This window comes from Bradyrhizobium diazoefficiens (assembly GCF_016616235.1).
GTDB classification, from domain to species: Bacteria; Pseudomonadota; Alphaproteobacteria; order Rhizobiales; family Xanthobacteraceae; genus Bradyrhizobium; species Bradyrhizobium diazoefficiens_H.
This window is the reverse complement of the sequence record NZ_CP067100.1, coordinates 4,430,654-4,449,994: the sequence shown is the minus strand read 5'-3', so window position 1 is coordinate 4,449,994 and position 19,341 is coordinate 4,430,654. Positions and strand designations below refer to the sequence as shown.

Below are 19,341 nucleotides of genomic sequence, written 5' to 3'. Positions count from 1 at the left end.
ATTTCACAGACCGTTCGCTTTGGCGCGTGCTGCGATTTCCCCCCAGCGCACCGTCCATTGGCTGGTCGACAGAAGAAGTGTCTCGAAGATGTGTTGCGCGCGTTCGCGCTCGGCGAAGGACAGCCGTGTGCCGCCGCGATTGCTCAGGATCGCCAACGTCGTCGCCCAGCTCAGCCGCGATGCCCGGCAGGCCATAACTATGCCTTCGCAGTCGTCATCGGTCATGACGTGCTCGACGATCTCGATCGGAGCGCCCGACAGCACCGAGATCGCCGTGAACAGTTTGGCGGTCTCGCCGCGGATCGCAAAGCGGTTCACCGTGGAATCGTTGAGCTTGCCGACGCGGTTGAGCGCGACGATCTCGGGCCGCGCACTTGCGTAGTCGGCCGAGGAGGGCGGCTTGGGCGGAGCCGGCACGGCGGCTTGCGCGGGCGGTGCGGCGGAGGCGTTGGGCTTGGCCGGCGCCGTCGTCGCGGATGGCACCGAGAGCAGTTTCCGCACGACCAGGTCGGGCGTGCCGGGCCGGAGCGCCAGCGCCTTCATGATCTCGCCGTCCTGCTCGGCCTTGGCGATCAGCGCGGCATAGGCCGCCTCGGAGAATTTTGCTCCGGGGTTCTTGATCAATGCGAGGCAGATCAGGCTGCCGCGCGCGATCAGCGCCTCGGTTACTTCAGGCTCGATGCAGTTGCGCGCCGCGATCGCGTACTGGTGCCGCTCGCCGCAGGAGGAGGCGACCTCCGCGAGATCGGCCGCGGACAGCGCCTGTGATTTGAGCAGGACAGGGCTTGCGACGTCCGGATCATCGTGTGAGGCGAGACGCCGCAATGTCTCCGGCGGAGCCACCTTGAGCTCGGCCAGCGTGGTGCTGAGCTGCGCCAGCGCGCGGGCTTCGACCCGCTCCGTCAATCGCAGCAGAACGCCGTCGACGACACCGGCGAGCAATTCCTGGGACCGGTCGCGGCTGCCATTGAGCAACTGCACAATGCCGGAGAGGATGCGCGCGCAACGATCCGGCGCACACGTTTTGACCGCCTCTTGCAGCTCAACCAGAATATCAGCAGGCGAATTTGCCATCATGGCAGGAGCCTGTGCTCAAAAATAAACTTACACTCATGCAACGGCCTTCATTCCGCCCTAGAGGCGTTAATTTGAAACTTCCATCTTGGCGCCCCGGGTATTTCTGCACCACCGACGCCGTGGAAACGATATCGAAATTTGGCGAGGCTTGATGCGGCAGCTTGTCCTTTGTGCGGGACGCTCGCCAACTGATTGAGTGAGGTAGGATGATTCTTTCGGTCCAACGGGGTCACCGAAAGGGGGGAAATCTGATCGGCGCTATTGCCGGACGCGTCGTTTTCCGATGCGGTTTTTATTTGTCATGAATAACAGTGATAAAGTGCCCTTGCTGGCGCCAAAGATATTTCGCTTCTCCGACGTCGATGAGTTTCGAAATGCCATTCGCGGCCTGAACTTCGAATTCACGCCTTTCGTACGGAGGATTTCGGCCGAGCAGACCATTCTGTCGATGCCCGGCTGCGATGTGAATTTAACGCACGCGTTTCCCCGCGTCGTCGACGCGCAGCTCGTGGACAATTGTACGGCGATCGGGTTCACGATGGACGACCTCAACGTGCCCATTCGCTTCAATGGTTCGCAGCGCGCACGACCGGTCGTCGTCATCGGCAGCGGCGGCGCGGCTTACACCACCATCGAGGAAGTGCAGCGGCAAATCGCCTCGGTGGTGTTCAGGCCGGAGGTAACGGATCGGGGCTGGCCGCAAGCAGCCCTCAGCTTCAAGATTTTCGAGACGACGGCGTCAAGCTTGAACCTGTTGCGCAGTGTGGTTCGGGAGGTGCTGGCCGCGGCGTCCGAGCCCATAGCGGCGGCGGAGGTGCCGCTCAAGGCCGCGGCCATGAAGGAGTCCCTGCTCGGGGCCGTCGACGGAGTCTTCGAAAGCGTCGTGCCCGCGCGATGGGCCCTGCGCCCCAATGACGAGCGACAGTTCAAGCTGTTCCAGGGCATCCGCGCGCTGCTGTCCGACGACCTCTCGCAGCCGATCTACAGCGAGGAGATCGCGCGCAAGCTCGGCCTGTCCGTCCGCACCATGCACGACGTCGTCCGTCGCTATCGCGGCATGAGCCTGCATCGCTATTTGCGCCTGCGCCGGCTCTGGCTGGTACGCCGGCGGCTGCTCGCAGGCGCCGACAGTGTCAAGGCCGTCGCCCTGGCGTTCGGCTTCTAGCATCTCAGCGATTTCTCCGGAAGCTACCGCGATCAGTTCGGTGAGACCCCATCGGAAACGCTGGAGCGCGGACGCAGGCGATAGCGCGGCAAATCGGCTGGGGCCGCCCCGCCATTACGTGCTAGCCTGCCGCCCATGAGCAACCGCATCCTCGTCCTCTACGGATCCTACCGTTCCGACCGCATGGGTATCCGCCTTGCGAAGTTCATCATTGATGGCCTGCGCCGGCGCGGCGAGGAGGTCGAGTTCATCGACGCCAAGGCGATTGGCCTGCCGATGCTCGACCGCATGTACAAGGAATATTCCGTGGGCACCGCGCCCGAGGCGCTGGAGAAGCTGGCCGGCCAGATCCGCGGCGCCGACGGTTTTGTCTTCGTCACCGGCGAATATAATTGGGGCATCCAGCCTGGCCTGAAGAACCTCACCGATCATTTCCTGGAGGAGTGGTTCTGGCGGCCGGCCGCGATCGCGAGCTATTCCGCCGGCAGATTGTCTGGCGCGCGGGCTTCGACGGCCTGGCACGGTACGCTGTCGGAGATGGGGATGGTGGTGATCTCGAGCACCATTGGCGTCGGCCCGATCGCGCAGACGCTCTCAGCGGACGGAGAGCCGATCGGCGAGGGCGGCAAGGCGCTGGAACGCTCGTTCCCGCGCTTTGCCGATGATCTCGGGTGGTGGATCGAGGCGGCCAAGGCGCAGCGGGCAAGGAAGGCGCCGCCTTATTGAGGGGCACTCCGTGTCACCTCTCCCCAGCGGGGAGAGGTCGGATTGCTATGGCGCGCAATTGCGCGCCTGAGCAATCCGGGTGAGGGGCCGCAGCACCATGGTGGGACTGTAACCCCTCACCCGGATCGCATCGTCGATGCGCTCCGACCTCTCCCTACGGGAGAGGTGTACGGAGTTCCGCGCTTGATGGCTCAGTCAGGCGCTTGGCGTTCTTAAGCCGCCCTGACTTCGCCGAGGAAGCGTTCGAACTGGCCGGCGAGGTCGCGCGACTGGGTCGAGAGCTGCTCGGCCGCGCCCAGCACTTCCCTCGCGGCCGTTCCGGTGTCGTCGGCGGCGCGCTGCACGCCCGAGATGTTGGTGTTGACCTCCTGGGTGCCGCGGGCGGCTTCCTGGACGCTGCGGGCGATCTCCTTGGTCGCCGAGCCCTGTTCCTCGATCGCCGCCGCAATCGCGGTGCCGATCTGGTCGATCTCGGCGATGACATCGGCGACGTTGCGGATCGCGGCCACGGTCTCGTCGCTCGCGGCCTGGATCGCGGTGATCTGCTCGGAGATCTCGGTGGTGGCCTTGGCGGTCTGGCCGGCCAGCGATTTCACTTCGGAAGCGACCACCGCAAAGCCGCGGCCGGCATCGCCGGCACGGGCGGCCTCGATGGTGGCGTTCAGCGCCAAGAGATTGGTCTGCTCGGCGATGCTCTGGATCAGCGTGACGACGTCGCCGATCTTCTGTGCGCCCTCGGCGAGCGTACGTGCGGTGTCGCCAGTACGGCGCGCATTGTCGACGGCGCGAGCTGCGATCTCGGTCGATTGCGCGACCTGACGGCCGATCTCGTGAATCGAGGAGGTCAGCTCTTCGGTCGCGCTGGCGACGGTCTGGACGTTGGTCGAGGTCTGCTCGGAGGCCGCGGCGACGACCGCGGCCTGGCTGTTGGTCTGCGCTGCGGTCGAGGTCATCGACTGCGCCGTGCTCTCCATGGTGGAGGAGGCGCGGGACAGGCCGCCGACGAGCTCGGTGACCTTGGCCTCGAACGCGCGGGTGAACTCGTCGAGCGCCTGGGCACGGCGCATCTTGCCGTCGTTCTCGGCCTGCTTCTCGGCGGCGAGCCGGTCGGCCCGGATCATGTTGTCCTTGAATACCTGCACGGCCGCGGCCATCGCGCCGATCTCGTCGGAACGCTCGGCGCCGGGGATCTCTTCTGCAACCTCGCCGTCGGCAAGGCGCGACATTCGGCTTGTCAGGCCCACGATCGGCGCGCAGACGCGGCGGCGGACCGTCACGACGAGGCCGATGCTCGCGATCAGCACGGCGATAAGGCCTGCAAGTGCGATGGTGAAGCTGGTGCGCGCGGCCGACGAGGCGCCGGCGAGGATCTGCTCGGCGTTGTCATAGAAGGCATCGCGGACTCCGATGATCGCGCCGAGACCCCGTTGAGACGCCGCATAGTAGGTGTCGACGTCGTGCTCGTACTTGCCGCTGACGGCGCCGTCCTTGGCGAGTTTGACCTCGCGGCCGAATTCCTCGACGTAGATGGAATTCATCGTCTCCAGCGCGGCGGCGACATTCGCTGGCGTTGCTGGATTGCCGCGCAATTCCTGCAGCGACATCACGATCTGGTCGTTGCGCCCTTGCACGCGGGCGATGTCGGCCTTCTCGGCGTCGCTCGCAACCTTCTTGGAGGCGACGAGGTTCTTGTGCACGCTGGCGTTGAGGCCGCCGACGTCGCGCAGCGTCATGGCAATATTGGCGTAGCTGGCCTGCCGGTAGGCGTCCCCGTTAAGAATCGCCATGCGCCGGACCTGCTCGTTGAGCAGCGTGGTCACACTGCCGTTGAGCACGGCGTTGTCGGCGACGATCTTCCTGGCGGCGTCCTTGCGGGCATCCGCCGGGCCGGCGATGGCCTTGTCGACGGCCTCACGCAGGGCGGTGAACTTCGCATTGATGCTGTCGATGTCGCTGCCGATGGTCATGCCGTCATCGAACGGGCCGGGCAATTCCTTGCGCAGCGCATTCATCTTGTCGCGGGCGCCGTTGGTCTGCTTGCGCAGTCTGTCATGCTCGGAGAGCTGCGCGGGATCGACGGTCGCAGGGCCATAGAGGATATTGGTGGCAAAGCCGCGCTCGGGGTTGAGATAGCGCGGGATGTCGCTGACGGCGCGCACGATCGCGAGCCGCCCTTGCGCTTCGGTGATCCGCTCCATCGTCTGATACTTCGTCACGGCGACGTAAACCGCGAGGCCGCCGCCGACGGTCGAGAGCGAGACGATGGCGGTGGTCAGGAGCGTACCGATTTTCATGATTTTGTCCGGCAATTGGCGCGGGGGAGAAAGATATTCTCCGAAAAATAGGGGCAGCGTATTAATCGCGGGTTTACGCTGCTGGCCGGGGGCGCGCGCCTTACGCCGGTCGATCGAGCTCCGCAAGGAGCTCCAGCGTCGCCTCGTCGCGCTCGCCGCCGAAATAGCGGGCGAGCGCCTCGCCGAAAACCGGCTCGTCCGAGACCGCGCCGAACAGCGTCATCGAGGAGCGGAATTTGGCATCGTCGGGCGCGCCGAGGATGGCGTTGATGGTCCGCCCCTCGACGGCCAGCACGAGCCGGGTGCATTCGATGAGGCGCGGGCCGAGGATGGGATGGGCGAGATAGGCCCTGGCCTCCGCCCGCGAGCCGATGGCGTAGCGCTGCGACATGGCGCTGAAGCCGAGGCCGGCGATTTGCGGGAAGACGAACCACATCCAATGGCTCTGCTTCCGTCCGCGGGCCAGTTCGCCCTGGACGGCGCGAAAAACCGGGTCTTGGGCCTGAACAAAGCGTACTAGATCGAAAGGATCGGTCATGGGATACCTTGGGATGGCCTTGTCAGGCCTTGGCCGGCCGCGATTATGCCTAACTTTTGGCTCCCAATGTGGTAGCTGGTACAGAGTCTCCGGGTGGGGGTGGGTCTCCCCGGGGGTCGTTTTGGGGATCTGATGGTTTCCGACCGCGCACGCGCCGAGAGGCTGTTGTCGTCGCGCCGCCGTATTGGGCGGGCCGAGACGATACTGCTGTCTTTGGCGGCCGTTGCGCTGGCACTCGGTGCCGCCGCTTGGGTTGCGGATATCGGCGACTCGACCCCGCTGGTGACCGCCGCGCTGCCGCCGGCCAACGCTCCGTCGTTCGACGACCGCTTTGCATCGCTCTCAAGCAGTCCGCCCGCCCGTGACTTCGGGGGTGACTTCGGGGGTGACTTGGGCCTGCGCACGATGGAGCGCTCCGCCCTGAACGCCGTCCAGCTCAAGCTTCGCGACGCCAAGGCGATGTTGGCCCAGAAACTCCAGGGCGACGAGTGGCGCTCGACCCTGACCGATGATGACCGGACGGCGGTGGACGAGCGGCGACCGGCCTCGCAGCGTGCCGATGTCGTCCCGATGCCGCGCTCGCGCCCGGTGCAGGCGGACTTCTCGGCCCAGATCGCCTCCAGCCAGGCCTATGCCGAGACCAATCCCCGGGTCGACAACCGCAACTTCTTCGAGAAATTCACCGATAAGATCAAGCTGGCCTCCCTGACCCCCAGCGACGGCCTGTTCGGCAAGGCGCCGGATCTCGTCGCCCTGGGCTACGATTCGCGCACGGCGGTTTACGACATCAAGGCCAAGGCGCTTTACCTGCCGAGTGGCGTCGCGCTGGAGGCGCATTCGGGCATGGGCGCGCTGATGGACGACCCCGACCATGTCGACCAGCGCATGGTGGGCGCGACTCCGCCGGCGACCTACGACCTCAAGCCGCGTGAAAAACTGTTCCACGGCATCCGCGCGCTGCGCCTGACGCCGACCGACGGCACCAGCGCGCTCGGCCGCGTCGGCCTTCTTACCCACAGCTATATGCTGGGACCGCGCGGCGATTCCAACGGCTGCGTCTCGATCAAGGACTATGATCGCTTCCTCAAGGCGTATGACAACGGCGAGTTCAACCGCCTGGTCGTGGTGCCGAGCCTGAGCGGAGCGGCAACCGCTTCGCAGCGCGCCAGCACCGAATCCTGATATTGGCCTGCTCCGGCGGCGCTGCCGTTTTCTCTTCGTTAAGCCGTCATCCTCCAGAAGCAGCCCATGAGTGATCCATCCAGCTCCGAAACCCCGCTGCGCACGACGTTCAAGATCCGCCTGAACGGTGACACGCTGGCGATCGCGACCGTCGGCCAGGCCTATCAGTTCCTCACCAACTTCAAATCGGTCGAGTGGATGGAATTCCGCGCGCTGCATGAAGACGCGGTCGCGGCGCTCGAAGGCGCCGCCGATAACGCCATGCTCGCGGTGCAGGCGACCAACGCCGTCCGCGCGCTGTTCGTGAGCGCGAAGCTGCTCTGAGAGGGGCGCGTTGTTTTCATCGTGTCATCATCGCCACTCATTCGCGTGTCCCGGACAAGCCGCAGCGCGTGAGCGTTGCGGCGCAGAGGGACCTATAAAGCCGCAGACTACGCGGTGAGATGGGCCCCGGCTCAGCAGCGCATCACTGCGTGCTGCGCTGCGTCCGGGGCACACGAGAGAGGCTGACCGCGATCAGTGCCGGTCGTCGCCGCGCCCGTCGTCGTCCTCGTCGAAGTCGTGGTCGCCGCCGTGCTTGAAGCCGGGGTCGATGCAGGCAAAATTGCCGGCGCCGTTGGTCATGTCGCTGCCCTTGTAGGCCGTTCGGATTCCGGCAAGCCCTTGGTTTGGTGCGCTGCTTCGGCGGTCGATGGCCACGGCGCCATGCGCTCTCGCGGCTTGAACTCCGCTGCAGGAACGGGCAAACGGTCCGCGAAGACCATTCGAAGCTGACCTCAAGGGAGAAAGCCCATCATGAAACGCCGTACGTTCCTCAAGGGCGGCGCGGTTGCCGGCGCAACGACGCTGGTTGCTGCACCTGCGATTGCGCAGTCGCAGCCCGAGATCAAATGGCGCCTGACCTCGAGCTTCCCGAAGTCGCTCGACACCATCTACGGCACGGCGCAGACCTTTGCGAAATACGTGGCTGACGCCACCGACAACAAATTCCAGATCCAGACCTTTGCGGCCGGCGAGCTCGTGCCGGGGCTGCAGGCGCTCGATGCCGTCAGCGTCGCCTCGGTCGAGATGGCGCAGACGCCGCTCTATTTCTACATCGGCAAGGAGCCGGCGCTGGCCTATGCCACCGGTGCGCCGTTCGGCATGAACCATCGCCATCAGGAGTCCTGGTGGTTTTTCGGCGGCGGTGCCGAGCTCGCCAACGAGGCGCTGAAACCCTTCAAGGCGCACGCCATCCTCTGCGGCAATTCCGGCACTCAGATGGGCGGCTGGTTCCGCAAGGAGATCAAGACCGTCGACGATCTCAAGGGACTCAAATTCCGCATCGCCGGCATGGGCGGTCATGTGCTGGCCAGGCTCGGCATCGTGCCGCAGCAGCTCGCCGGCGGCGATGTCTACGCGGCGCTGGAGAAGGGCTCGATCGATGCCGCCGAATTCGTCGGACCCTATGACGACGAGAAGCTCGGCTTCCAGAAGGTCGCCAAGTACTACTACTTCCCGGGCTGGTGGGAAGGCGGCGCCATGCTGCACATGATCGTCAATGACGAGAAATGGGCGAGCCTGCCGAAGCACTATCAGGCGATTGTCAATCAGGCCGCCTCGGCCGCGGGCGCCTGGATGCTCGAAAAGTACGACAGCGTGAATCCGGCGGCCTTGAAGCGGCTGATCGCCAACGGCGCCGAGCTGAAGGCATTCCCGCAGCCGGTGATGGAAGCCTGCTACAACGCGACCCAGGACCACCTGAACGAGCTCGCCGCCAAGAGCGACTTGTTCAAGCGCACCAAGGACAGCCACGACGCCTATATGAAGGAGCTCTTGTTCTACACGCAGATCGCGGAGAATTTTTACGATAACTATCTGCTCGGCAAGATGCGCAACAAGAGCTGATGGTCAGGAGAGCGCGGTGTTTACGCCGCGCCCAGCTCCTGTAGGTGGGCAAAGGCGCCCTTGCGCCGTGCCCACCATTCCTTGTTTCACTTGCAATGGTGGGCACGCTGCGCTTAGCCCACCCTACGAGATCTCGTGTGACGTCTTACGCCACACCCAGCCCCAGCTTCGCATAGATCCGCCTTGCATAGGCGCCGAACGCATCCGTCGTCTTGAGCGGCAGGTCGCGCGGGAAGGGCAGGTCGATCGGGAAATAGTCGGCCATCTTCGCAGGTCCCGCGGTCAGTACCGCACAGTGCGAGGACAGGAACACGGCTTCCTGGATCGAGTGCGTGACGAAGATGATGGTCTTGCCGCTCTCGCGCCAGATCCGCAGCATCTCCAGGTTCATCTGCTCGCGCGTCAGCGCGTCCAGCGCACCGAACGGCTCGTCCATCAGGATCAGCTTGGGATCGTGGATGAAGGCGCGGGCAATGGCGGTGCGCTGCTGCATGCCGCCGGAGAGCTCCCGGGGATATTTCTGCTCGTAGCCAGCTAGCCCAACGAGATTGAGCAGGTCGCGCGCCCGCTCGCGCGCGGCCTTCATCGGCAGTCCCACGATCTCGGCTGGCAAGAGCACGTTGTCCAGGATGGTGCGCCACTTCAACAGCAGCGCCTGCTGGAACACCATGCCGATGTCGCGCGTGGGATCGAACGGGGTTTTGGCGTTGCCAATGCTGACGCGGCCGCCGTCGGCGCTGTGCAGGCCCGCAAGAATCTTCATCACCGTGGTCTTGCCGCAGCCGGAAGGGCCGACCAGCGACACCAGCTCACCTTCCTGCACGTCCATGGTGACGTCGGACACCGCCAGGAACTCGGCGCCGCCGGTCCGATAGACTTTCCGGACGCCTTGCAGGCTGATGAAGGCCTCGGGGCTCATGCCAGCCATTTGCTCAAATTGGCAGCGACGAAGGCATCGTCGCTGAGGTCGGCATGCTCGCCGCAGACGCGGTCGATTTCATCCTTCTGGCCGGGGCTGAGGCCCTCGTTGGGATCGAGGCACCACAGACCCTGCATCAGGCCCTGGCGCCGCAGCACCTCGTGGCAGCCGGCGATGCAGCCGTGAAAATTGTTGGCGACGTCGAAGAAGGCGCTGTTGCAATCGGTGACACGGGCATCGAGCGCGAGCAGGTCGGCCGGCACGCTGTCCTTGTGCCGCGCGGCCTTGCAGCGCTCGAACTGCTTGATGGCGCTCGCGGTCCACACCGACCAGTGGCCGAGCAGGCCGCCTTTGAAATAGATGCGCGTGGTGACGCCCTTGTCGCGCAGATCGAACGGCAGCGTCAAATCGAGCAGGATGTGGTCGTCATTGCCGGTGTAGAGCGCGACGCGGTCGAGCGCGCCAGCGGCCGCGACGCCGCGCAGCACATCGAGCGTGCGGTAGCGGTTGAACGGCGCGATCTTGATGGCGATGACATTGTCGATCGCGGCAAAGCGCTGCCAGAACCGGCTCGACAGGATGACGCCGCCGACCGCCGGCTGGAGATAGAAGCCGACCAGCGGGATCTCGGCGGCAACCGCCGTGCAATGCGCGATGATCTCGTCCTCGGAGGCGCTCTTCATCGCGGCGAGGCTGAGCAGGCCGGCGTGATAACCGATATCGTGGGCGGTGCGGGCCTCAGCCGTTGCTTGGCTTGTCGGCCCGGCAAGGCCCGCGACCAGCGCGAGCGGTCGCTTGGTCCAGCTCGCTGCGGTCTCGGCGGCGAGCTCGAGCACCGGGCGATACAGGCCGACATCGCGGATCGCGAACTGCGTGGTGTGCACGCCGACGGCGAGGCCGCCGGAGCCGGCGTCGATGTAATAGCGCGTCAAGGCGCGCTGATGCTGTTTGTCGAGCTGGCGCGCGGCGGTGAGCGCGAGCGGATGCGCCGGCAGCACGGTGCCCTCGGCGATCAGCTTGCGGACGTCTGCGTTGATCTGGCTGTGGTGCATGATGTCCTATCCGAATTCAGGGCCGGCGACGGCGAATGGCATTTCCTCAGCCATGGCAGTGGCGGGGCCGAACCGCATGCGCTGGAACGGCCGCTCGATGGTCCAGCCCGATGCGGTCAATCCTTCCAGGAACGCAGCTTGCGAAGCGATGGCGTCGATCAGGAGAGGGCGGGGCTCGGAGTGCGCGATGGCGTGGACAAGGTCCAGCGCTGCCGCGGCATTGTCTGCAAACAACGGGCCGATGTGGCGGGCGGTCCGGCCGTCGCGCACCAGCGCGATGGCGCCGTTCGCAGCGACAATGCGCGAGCCGGAGCGTTGTGCGAAGGCGGTCAGGAGCACGGTGCGGTCGAACCCGGTGGCCCGCATGTCGCGCGCACGAAGCGCGTCGAGCGTGGTGGCTGACAGCGCCGGCGCGGAGGCCTGCGCCGGCTTTACCAGCTTGAGCCGGCGCAGTTGCAGCGTCGGCGTGAAGCCGAGCGGGCCATAGACGGCCGCGCCGTCGGGCGTCGCGTCGAGCCAGCTGGTCAGACCGTTCTTGCGCGCGGTCTCCAGGCAGGCATCGACGAGGCGCGTGGCAAGGCCGCGGCGGCGGTGGGTGCCTGAGACCAGCACCATGCTGATCCAGGCGTTGTGGCCGGAGTAGGGGAGCAGTGCCGCGGTTGCGACCAGCCGCATACCTTCGCGGATGCCGAACACGATTCCGTCGCGCAGGAAGATGCGCCAGTCCTCTTCGGTCTGGTTCCAGTGCGCTTCGGTCGACAGCGCCAGCCCGGCGATCGCGTCCTCGATGCCGAGCTTGAGGATGGGCGGAGCGTCAGTAGCGTCCATCGCGCACCTCGTATTTGGTCGGCTTGCCGAGGTTCGGCATGGCGCGCGACACCCAGTCCGCGGTCCAGGCGATCAGCTGCTCGGTGTCGACGACCGGCAGGCCGAACAGCTCGACCGCTTTCGACGTGTCCGTGAGCCATGCCGTCGGCTCTTCCTTGCCCGTCAGCACCGGCGCGCGGCCGAAGCGCGCGCCGAATTTTGCTGCGAGATCGCGCACCGCAAGGATTTCGTGGCCGCTGACGTTAATCGGCGAGGTTGGGGACGTGCAATGCGCGAGGCAGCGTAGCGCCTGCGACGACGCATCACCCTGCCAGATGAAATTGACATGACCGAGGCTGAGGTCGATCGGCATGCCGGTCAGCACTTTTGTGGCGATGTCGTGCAGCACGCCGTAGCGCATGTCGATCGCGTAGTTGAGGCGGAACAGCCGGCCCGGCGTTCCAAACTTGCGCGAAAAATATTCGAACATGCGCTCGCGGCCAACGCAGGACTGGGCGTATTCGCCGGGCGGGTTCGGCGCCATCTCCTCGGTCGCGCCTTTGCCGTCGACGGGCACGAACGGATAGATGCAGCCGGTCGAGAACGCCACGATCCGCGAGGACGGGAACGCCTGCGCCACCAGTGCCGGGACATGTGCATTCATCGCCCACGTCAGCGACAGATCGCCCTCGGCCCCGAACTTGCGGCCGGCCATGAAGATGATGTTGGGCGCCTTCGGCAGCGCCTGAATGGCCCTTTCGTCCATCAGATCGCAATTGATGGTCTCGACGCCGCGCTCGTGCAGCCAGTCCTTCACGCCGGCTTCGCTGAAGCGCGCGACGCCGATGACGCGGCGGTCCGGTGCGGCCGCTTTGGCAAGTCCCGCCAGCGTTGGGCCCATCTTGCCGCCGACGCCGAGGATCATGATGTCGCCCTCGACCCCCGCGAGGTCGTCGATCAACGCCTGGGTGGGCCGGCACAAGAGATCGTCGAGCGCCGCGATGTCGGGGATGGTCTTCGGCAGGTTCTCGCGGGTGAGCAGCATGGATCGGTCCTTCGTTCGTTCTGCCGTTTTCAGTTTTGTCTGGCGTCGCCGACCACGAACATGCGTTCGAGAGCGAGCACAAAGCCGTAGAGGGCGACGCCGAGCAGGGTCAGCAGCACGACGGCCATCAGCATCGCAGGCGTGTCCAGCGAGGATTGCACCTGGATCATGAGATAGCCGAGCCCGCGCTCGGAGGCGATGAACTCGCCGACGATGGCGCCGGCGACCGCGAGGATGGCGCCGACCTTCATGCCGGAGAACACGTAAGGCAGCGATCCCGGCAGCTGGATCTTGCGGAACAGCGTCCAGCGCGAGCCGCGCAGCGATTTGACGAGGTCGAGCAGGTCAGGCTCGACCTCGCGCAGGCCGCGCGCGATGGTGAGCAGGATCGGGAAGAAGCAGATGCTGAAGGCGATCAGGATGTTCGGCACGATGCCGTAGGAGAACCAGACGATGAAGAGGGGGCCGAGCGCGACCTTCGGGATCATGTTCAGCGTCACGAACAGCGGCAGCAGCATCAGACTCAGCAGCGGCGCCCAGCTGAAGATCACCGCGAGCGCGACGCCGACGACCGCGCCGAGCCCGAAGCCGCCGAGGATCTCGATGGCGGTGACCAGCGTGTTGGCGCCCCAGGCATAGCTTGCGGTGCCGAGCGTCTGGATCGTTGCGAGCGGGGAGGGCAGGATGAATTTCGGAACGTGGAAGGCATCGACCGCGACCTGCCACAGCACGAGCACGGCGAGGTGCACGATCAGGATGACCGCAAAGCTGCGCGAGGTGCGGGCTGCGTCTCCTGCCACCGTTTGCTCCTTGTTGCCAGCTGCGACAATGCCGCTGGTCGTCAGCCTAACCGGCCTTGCGGCAAGTTTCAACCAGTTGGTTGATTATGGCCGGAGCGAATGCAGCACGAGGTCGGCGACGTGCCTGCGGCGCGCGCGCCGTGCGGCCCGGCTCGACAGGTCCTTGCCGAAGATCGCCGACAGCGTCGGCGTGTTGGAGAGATAGAAATAGCTGAGGCCGGCGATGGAGATATAGAGCTGGACCGGGTCGATCCCCTTGCGGAACACGCCGCTGCGGACGCCCTCGTGCAGGATGTGGGACACGCTCCGGACAAGCGGCGAATGCATCGCCTCCAGCCGCGTCGAGCCGCGGACGTGACGGGCGCCGCCGCGGTTCTCGTCGTTCAGCAGCACGATGAAATCGGGGTTGGTGGCGAGGTAATCGAACGAGGCCTCGATCAGCTTGCGGATTGCCTTTTCCGGCGGCAGGCCTTCAAGGTTGAGCTGGCGCTCCTGCTCGCGGATGTCGGCGTAAACCCATTCCAGCACGGCGAGATACAGCGCGTCCTTGTCGCCGAAATAGTGGTAGACGAGCTGCTTGTTGACGCCGGCGCGCGCGGCGATCTCGTCGACGCGGGCACCGGCGAAGCCGTGCCTGGCGAATTCCAGGCGTGCCGCGGTGAGCAGCTTGTTGCGGGTGGCGACGGGATCGCGCCGTTGCGGCACGGTGTCGCCAGAACGTTTTGCGGGCATTTCCAACCAAACAGTTGACAAGTAGGGGGCGGCCTTGTTGCATTGGTATCCTCACACGGGGAGAGCGACAAGCCGGGTCGCCGGCATAGGGAGAGATGCGATGAAGCGTTTGCAGGCGGCTGTTGTGGCGCTCGTGCTAGGTCTGCCGGCGGTGCCGGCGAATGCCGGCGAGGCGGTCAATCTGATCCTGAACTGGACCCCGACGGCCGACCATTCGCCGTTCTATTACGCCAAGGCGCAAGGATGGTACGAGAAGGCCGGCATCGACCTCACCATCGAGGTCGGCAAGGGCTCCGGCGTCTCCGCCGCCAAGGTCGGCTCCGGCGGCTCGCCGTTCGGCATCGCCGATCTCGCCACCATGCTGGTCGCCAAGAGCAAGGGCGCCGACGACGTCGCGCTGATGAGCATCTACGCCAACACCGGGCAGACCTTCTACTGGCTGAAGAGCTACGGCGTGAACGGCGTGAAGGATTTCCCGAACCACAAGATCGGCAATCCGCCCGGCGACGCTTCGCGCGTGATGTGGCCGGCTTTCGCGAAGGCCGCCGGCATCGCGCCTGACTCCGTCAGCTTCGTCAACATCGGGCCGACCGCGAAGATCGCGGGGCTCAAGAGCCACACCGTCGACATCATCAGCGACTTCTACAACGAGCACGATCTCAAGGTGATCGAGTTCGGACCGGACCTCGGCTACATCAACTGGAAGGAGATCGGGCTCAACCCGTACGGCAACTCGCTGATCGTCAACGGCGCTTACCTGCAGAAGAACCCGAAGCTGGTCGAGGAGTTCGTGCGCATCTCGCAGAAGGCTTTTGCGGCCTGCGTCGCCGACGCCGCGCCGTGCCTGAAGGCGCTGCTCGACCAGGTCTCCGGCCTCGACAAGGCGAACCAGGAGCGCCAGTGGGAGCGCATCAAATATTTGATGACGGATGAGTTCACCACCAACAAGGGTCTTGGCTGGATCGACGGCGAGCGGATGAAGAAGGATTACGATCTGGTCCAGACTTATCTGGGCATGGAGAAGCCGTTCGACGTGACCACGGCGTTCACGACCAAGATGCTGGATCCCAGTATCAAGATGGATGCGAGCAAGGTGAAGAAGTAGGGGGCTGCAGGGCAGGGCGCCCGCCCCATACGCCGCTGTCATTCCCCGCGCAGGCGGGGCATCCAATACGCCGCGGCCTGTCGATCACCACAACCGTCTCGGAGTACTGGATCGCCCGCCTTCGCGGGCGATGACGGCTGCGGGCTGGGCGGCAGCGCCGGCCAAAGCGCGCCTGCCCATACGCGGCCCGCCACGCACCCCCCACGTAACCCCACGGAGAAATTAACCGCCCGTTAACCATCCCGGCCGCATCGTTAACCATTCAATAACGGGAACGAGTCGGCCGCCATGGAGGCTGCAGCAAAAGTCCAACGCCAAATGGTGCGCCTGCGCGGGCGCTCCTATGTGGCCTTCGTGTTCGTCCCGACGGTCCCGATCCAGGACTGGCTCCAGGAGATCGACACCACCATCGCCCGCTCGCCGGGCTTCTTCGCGGGCCGGCCGGTGGTGGTCGACCTGTCCTCTGTCGACCTCAGTCAGGCCGGCATCGGCCATCTGCTCACCAGCCTTCAGGATCGCAACATCCGCGTGCTCGGCATCGAGGGCGTCGACGAGGGCCGGCTGACGCCGTCGATGCCGCCGCTGCTCTCGGGCGGGCGCAGCTGCGTGGTCGAGCCGAGCGCGCCGAGGAAGGTGGAGGCGAAAGCCGAGCCCAAGCTGACCTCGCTGCTGCTCGAGGCGCCCGTGCGCTCCGGCCAGACCGTGATCTTTCCCGAAGGCGACATCACCATTCTGGGATCGGTCGGCTCCGGCGCCGAGGTCGTCGCCGGCGGCTCCATCCACATCTACGGCGCGCTGCGCGGCCGCGCCATGGCCGGCGTCAACGGCCACACCAGCGCGCGCATCTACTGCCAGAAGATCGAGGCGGAACTGCTTGCGATCGATGGATTTTACCAGACTGCGGACGACATCGACGCCGTCTTACGCGGCAAGCCGGCGCAGGCCTGGCTGCAGGGGAATACCATGCGAATTACAGCACTGAACTGACCAGAAGGAGATATTTGAGATGACCAAGGTACTGGTCGTGACGTCAGGCAAGGGAGGCGTCGGCAAGACGACGACGACCGCCGCGCTGGGGGCCGCGCTCGCGCAACGCGGCGACAAGGTCGTCGTCGTCGATTTCGACGTCGGCCTGCGCAACCTCGACCTCGTGATGGGCGCCGAACGCCGCGTCGTGTTCGACCTCATCAATGTGGTGCAGGGCGTCGCGAAACTCCCGCAGGCGCTGATCAAGGACAAGCGGCTCGAGAACCTGTGGCTGCTGCCGGCCTCGCAGACCCGCGACAAGGACGCGCTGACGGAAGAGGGCGTCGGCAAGGTCATCGCCGACCTGCGCAGCCGTTTCGACTGGGTGATCTGCGACAGCCCGGCCGGCATCGAGCGCGGCGCCTCGATGGCGATGCGCTTTGCCGATGAAGCCGTGATCGTCACCAATCCGGAAGTCTCCTCCGTGCGCGATTCCGACCGCATCATCGGCATGCTCGATTCCAAGACGGTGCGGGCCGAGAAGGGCGAGCGGGTCGAGAAGCACATTCTCATCACCCGCTATGATCCCTCGCGCGCCGCGCGCGGCGAGATGCTGACCATCGACGACATCCTGGAGATCCTCGCAACGCCCCTGCTCGGCATCATTCCCGAGAGCCAGGACGTCTTGCGCGCCTCAAACGTCGGCACGCCGGTGACGCTGTCGAACGCCGAAGGCGCACCCGCGCGGGCCTATATCGACGCGGCGCGGCGGCTGTGCGGAGATACCGTGCCGATGCAGGTGCCGACCGAGCGCAAGGGCTTCATGGATCGCCTGCTGCGACGGAGGGCCGCATGAGCATGGGTCTGCTCCGGCTTCTTCGCGGCAACAAGGCCTCGTCTGCACCGGTCGCGCGCGAACGGTTGCAGATCCTGCTTGCGCATGAACGCGGACTGCGCGGCCAGCCCGATCTGCTCGGTGTGCTGCGCGAGGAAATTCTGGCCGTCGTCTCCAGGCATGTCACGCTGGATCCGACCAAGGTCATCGTCCGGCTCGAGCGCGGCGACGAGGTGTCGACCCTCGAGGTCGATATCGAGGTCCCCAACGATTTCGAGCGCAAGAAGGTCGCGGTCGCGTAGGGACCTGACTGACGGCCGTCAGTCCTGACAAATCATCTTGGGGTGGGTGAGAAGGCGGTCCGCCGGGCATGGCGGGCCGCTTTTGTTTTTGCGTGCGCATGCACCGTGCGGAACGAGGGCCGCGGCTCAATCGTTGTTACGGGCCCGCGGGACAGCCGAGCGATGTCCCGTGCTTTCTTTCGATGGAGGCGCCCATGATGTCCGAGGTCCAGGTCCACACCGTCGCGCGCCAGATGCTGGAACAGCATGGTTTCGCTGCGATTGCGAAGGCCGCCGAACAGGCGCAGGCTTGCGAGGGCCGGGGCGACGCCGAGGAGGCCCGGGAATGGCGTCACATCGCCGACGCCATGAAGATCATGCGCGGGCCCGCCCACAGCTGACGGCTGTCAGTTCCGCAACGTGGTGCCGCTCAGCGCTCGGCCTGACCGCCGCCGTGCGCACTTGACTTGTGCTGGGTCTGCGGCTGGCTGCGCTCGCCGGTCTCTTTGCAGGGCAGGGGCTCCCATGATCCATCCGGCGCCTGCTGATAGGCGCTGCACGATGAGGACGAGGCCGATTTGTCCTCGCCTTTCTGGGCGTCGGAATTTTTCGCAAGCGCCGGGGCAGTCAGCGCGGAGCCGGCCACGAGAGCTCCGGCGAAAACGAGATAGGCAATCCGCATGGGGTTCTCCTGTTCGAAGCAGGCCGCATGCTGGCCAGAATTGTGACGATTATTTGCCAGCGCGGCGGTTCCGCCGCGCGATGCTTAACGCGGGCCTCACGGCCCGGCGGGCTCAATGGCAATCGCGTTGCGCCGGGCGCAGGCGCGCAGCCAGCCGATCACGCCCGGCTGCACCGAAAACTCGTAATTGTCCTCGATTGTCTTGGCCCTCATCGCCAGCACTGAACGCGTCTCGATCGCTTCGGCCAACGCCGCGCCATGCTGCGGGAACAGACCGATCTCGTCGGCCCCCTCCACCTGCGCGGAGAACCCGTCGTACGGCACATTGCCGATCTTCAGCGTCGCCTCGAGGGCCTGGCCTTCCGGCCGGTTGAGCTTGGAATCCTTCAGCATCATGGTCAGCCCCTTGGCGCGGCTGACGATCAGGAAGATTCCGAGACGGCGTTGCGGCCCGGGCGTGTCGGCGCCGATCAGATAGCGCCGACGGATGAAGCAGGCGACGATCGCCCCGTCACTGCCTCGCAGCTCGGATGCATCCCAGCCTTCGATCTTCTGCCTGTCCTCGATCCCGGGCGGGCCGGCCGGCGTCGGCTGCATCACCGCGATCTTCGGTGAGCGCGGCCGCGGCACCGGCATCTCCGGCGCGTCGGGATCCGTCGGCTTGTCGATCGCGATATCGAAGGTCTTGCCGCATTGCTTCAGCCAGCTCAGCGCATCCGCCGGCAGATTGAGCGCGATGGGTCCGGAATTGACGCCGGCGCCGTCCGAGCGCAGCGTCACGTCCCGTGCCTTGCCGAGCGCCGCGAGCACGCCGGCGGCCTCGCCCGGATGCAGCGCGAAGGCGTTGCCGACCGGGAAGGCGAGTGAAGGGAAGCTGCGGCCGTCGATGACGATCTCGGCTTGGTCGTCCAGCACGCGCTCGCTCGGCATGCCGTCATCCATCATCATGATGGAGAGGCCCGAGCCGCGGCTGATGTTGAGTGCGAAGGCGGTGTCGACCTTGCCGCCTGCCTTGCTGCGTTGCCTCGGCGCGACCAACACGCATTGTCGCACCTTGCCGTCAGGGCCGACCTGGGGCAGGGCGCTCCATACCCCTTGCGGAAAGCGCACCTGCTTGCTGGCGACCGGATTGTCCGCGGTCGCGGCATGCGCGGGCAGCGTCAGGTTGGCGGCGACGAGCGCCGCAAGCGCCGCCATCCGGCGCGTGCAAAGCATATCGGTGGGCATGGCCCCTCTCGCATCGTCCTC

General features: G+C 65.6%; 21 protein-coding genes and 1 pseudogene. 10 read left to right on the top strand and 12 right to left on the bottom strand.

Annotation, left to right across the window (positions count from 1 at the left end; translation table 11 throughout):
* Positions 1–3: 3 nt before the first annotated feature.
* Positions 4–1,077 carry a DUF2336 domain-containing protein gene (locus JJB99_RS21180; RefSeq protein ID WP_200494263.1) on the bottom strand — a complete coding sequence of 358 codons (1,074 nt, stop codon included), beginning with the start codon at positions 1,075–1,077 and terminating at the stop codon, positions 4–6.
* Between the two features lie 301 nt (positions 1,078–1,378).
* On the opposite strand from JJB99_RS21180, the pseudogene JJB99_RS21175 reads away from it, so the two are divergent.
* Together JJB99_RS21175 and JJB99_RS21170 are read left to right on the top strand one after the other, a co-directional pair.
* A pseudogene (locus JJB99_RS21175) lies at positions 1,379–2,326 on the top strand (helix-turn-helix domain-containing protein).
* Positions 2,327–2,377: 51 nt separating this feature from the next.
* Positions 2,378–2,968 (top strand): NADPH-dependent FMN reductase, encoded by a 591-nt coding sequence (locus JJB99_RS21170; RefSeq protein ID WP_200494262.1) that lies wholly within the window; start codon positions 2,378–2,380, stop codon positions 2,966–2,968.
* 212 nt (positions 2,969–3,180) lie between these two features.
* On the opposite strand, the gene JJB99_RS21165 is transcribed toward JJB99_RS21170, so the two are convergent.
* Together JJB99_RS21165 and JJB99_RS21160 are read right to left on the bottom strand one after the other, a co-directional pair.
* A complete protein-coding gene (locus JJB99_RS21165) occupies positions 3,181–5,262 on the bottom strand; it encodes a methyl-accepting chemotaxis protein (protein ID WP_200494261.1) in 2,082 nt (693 codons plus the stop codon).
* Between the two features lie 100 nt (positions 5,263–5,362).
* Positions 5,363–5,800 carry a DUF1810 domain-containing protein gene (locus tag JJB99_RS21160; RefSeq protein ID WP_200494260.1) on the bottom strand — a complete coding sequence of 146 codons (438 nt, stop codon included), beginning with the start codon at positions 5,798–5,800 and terminating at the stop codon, positions 5,363–5,365.
* Positions 5,801–6,004: 204 nt separating this feature from the next.
* Here JJB99_RS21160 and JJB99_RS21155 point away from each other — a divergent pair, with 204 nt between their 5' ends.
* Both JJB99_RS21155 and JJB99_RS21150 read left to right on the top strand, forming a co-directional pair.
* Entirely contained in the window at positions 6,005–6,982 is a 978-nt protein-coding gene (locus JJB99_RS21155; RefSeq protein ID WP_200500236.1) for a DUF2778 domain-containing protein, read from the top strand.
* A gap of 66 nt (positions 6,983–7,048) precedes the next feature.
* Positions 7,049–7,306 (top strand): hypothetical protein, encoded by a 258-nt coding sequence (locus JJB99_RS21150; RefSeq protein WP_200494259.1) that lies wholly within the window; start codon positions 7,049–7,051, stop codon positions 7,304–7,306.
* Between the two features lie 192 nt (positions 7,307–7,498).
* Here JJB99_RS21150 and JJB99_RS21145 read toward each other — a convergent pair whose 3' ends face one another.
* The gene (locus tag JJB99_RS21145; protein WP_200500455.1) at positions 7,499–7,681 is read right to left on the bottom strand and encodes a hypothetical protein; all 183 of its coding nucleotides are present in this window, start codon (positions 7,679–7,681) and stop codon (positions 7,499–7,501) included.
* Positions 7,682–7,777: 96 nt separating this feature from the next.
* Here JJB99_RS21145 and JJB99_RS21140 point away from each other — a divergent pair, with 96 nt between their 5' ends.
* Positions 7,778–8,869: a TRAP transporter substrate-binding protein gene (locus JJB99_RS21140; protein ID WP_200494258.1), complete on the top strand. Its 1,092-nt coding sequence runs from the start codon at positions 7,778–7,780 to the stop codon at positions 8,867–8,869.
* A 145-nt stretch (positions 8,870–9,014) separates the two neighbouring features.
* On the opposite strand, the gene JJB99_RS21135 is transcribed toward JJB99_RS21140, so the two are convergent.
* From JJB99_RS21135 to JJB99_RS21110, 6 genes are all read right to left on the bottom strand, one after another.
* Positions 9,015–9,797, bottom strand: a complete 783-nt coding sequence (locus JJB99_RS21135; protein WP_200494257.1) for an ABC transporter ATP-binding protein — start codon at positions 9,795–9,797, stop codon at positions 9,015–9,017.
* Positions 9,785–10,840, bottom strand: a complete 1,056-nt coding sequence (locus JJB99_RS21130) for a dihydrodipicolinate synthase family protein (RefSeq protein ID WP_200494256.1) — start codon at positions 10,838–10,840, stop codon at positions 9,785–9,787. The genes JJB99_RS21135 and JJB99_RS21130 overlap by 13 nt, the downstream gene beginning before the upstream one ends.
* Positions 10,841–10,846: 6 nt before the next feature.
* Positions 10,847–11,668 carry a GNAT family N-acetyltransferase gene (locus JJB99_RS21125; protein WP_200494255.1) on the bottom strand — a complete coding sequence of 274 codons (822 nt, stop codon included), beginning with the start codon at positions 11,666–11,668 and terminating at the stop codon, positions 10,847–10,849.
* Positions 11,655–12,692: an NAD-dependent epimerase/dehydratase family protein gene (locus tag JJB99_RS21120; RefSeq protein ID WP_200494254.1), complete on the bottom strand. Its 1,038-nt coding sequence runs from the start codon at positions 12,690–12,692 to the stop codon at positions 11,655–11,657. The genes JJB99_RS21125 and JJB99_RS21120 overlap by 14 nt, the downstream gene beginning before the upstream one ends.
* Positions 12,693–12,721: 29 nt before the next feature.
* A complete protein-coding gene (locus tag JJB99_RS21115) occupies positions 12,722–13,492 on the bottom strand; it encodes an ABC transporter permease (RefSeq protein ID WP_200494253.1) in 771 nt (256 codons plus the stop codon).
* Positions 13,493–13,576: 84 nt separating this feature from the next.
* Positions 13,577–14,224 (bottom strand): TetR/AcrR family transcriptional regulator, encoded by a 648-nt coding sequence (locus JJB99_RS21110; RefSeq protein WP_200494252.1) that lies wholly within the window; start codon positions 14,222–14,224, stop codon positions 13,577–13,579.
* 100 nt (positions 14,225–14,324) lie between these two features.
* Here JJB99_RS21110 and JJB99_RS21105 point away from each other — a divergent pair, with 100 nt between their 5' ends.
* The 5 genes from JJB99_RS21105 (at position 14,325) to JJB99_RS21085 (ending at position 17,812) form a co-directional block, all read left to right on the top strand.
* Entirely contained in the window at positions 14,325–15,329 is a 1,005-nt protein-coding gene (locus JJB99_RS21105) for an ABC transporter substrate-binding protein (protein WP_200494251.1), read from the top strand.
* A 288-nt stretch (positions 15,330–15,617) separates the two neighbouring features.
* Positions 15,618–16,316 carry a septum site-determining protein MinC gene (gene minC, locus JJB99_RS21100; protein ID WP_200494250.1) on the top strand — a complete coding sequence of 233 codons (699 nt, stop codon included), beginning with the start codon at positions 15,618–15,620 and terminating at the stop codon, positions 16,314–16,316.
* Between the two features lie 19 nt (positions 16,317–16,335).
* Positions 16,336–17,151: a septum site-determining protein MinD gene (gene minD / locus JJB99_RS21095; protein WP_200494249.1), complete on the top strand. Its 816-nt coding sequence runs from the start codon at positions 16,336–16,338 to the stop codon at positions 17,149–17,151.
* Positions 17,148–17,432, top strand: coding sequence for a cell division topological specificity factor MinE (minE, locus tag JJB99_RS21090; protein ID WP_200494248.1), 285 nt, complete (start codon positions 17,148–17,150; stop codon positions 17,430–17,432). Before minD ends, minE begins: the two co-directional genes overlap by 4 nt.
* 194 nt (positions 17,433–17,626) lie before the next feature.
* Entirely contained in the window at positions 17,627–17,812 is a 186-nt protein-coding gene (locus tag JJB99_RS21085) for a hypothetical protein (protein WP_200494247.1), read from the top strand.
* Positions 17,813–17,841: 29 nt separating this feature from the next.
* Here JJB99_RS21085 and JJB99_RS21080 read toward each other — a convergent pair whose 3' ends face one another.
* Complete coding sequence (locus JJB99_RS21080) at positions 17,842–18,093, bottom strand: hypothetical protein (RefSeq protein WP_200494246.1); 252 nt, start codon at positions 18,091–18,093, stop codon at positions 17,842–17,844.
* Between the two features lie 96 nt (positions 18,094–18,189).
* Positions 18,190–19,320 (bottom strand): hypothetical protein, encoded by a 1,131-nt coding sequence (locus JJB99_RS21075; protein WP_200494245.1) that lies wholly within the window; start codon positions 19,318–19,320, stop codon positions 18,190–18,192.
* Between the last annotated feature and the right edge of the window lie 21 nt (positions 19,321–19,341).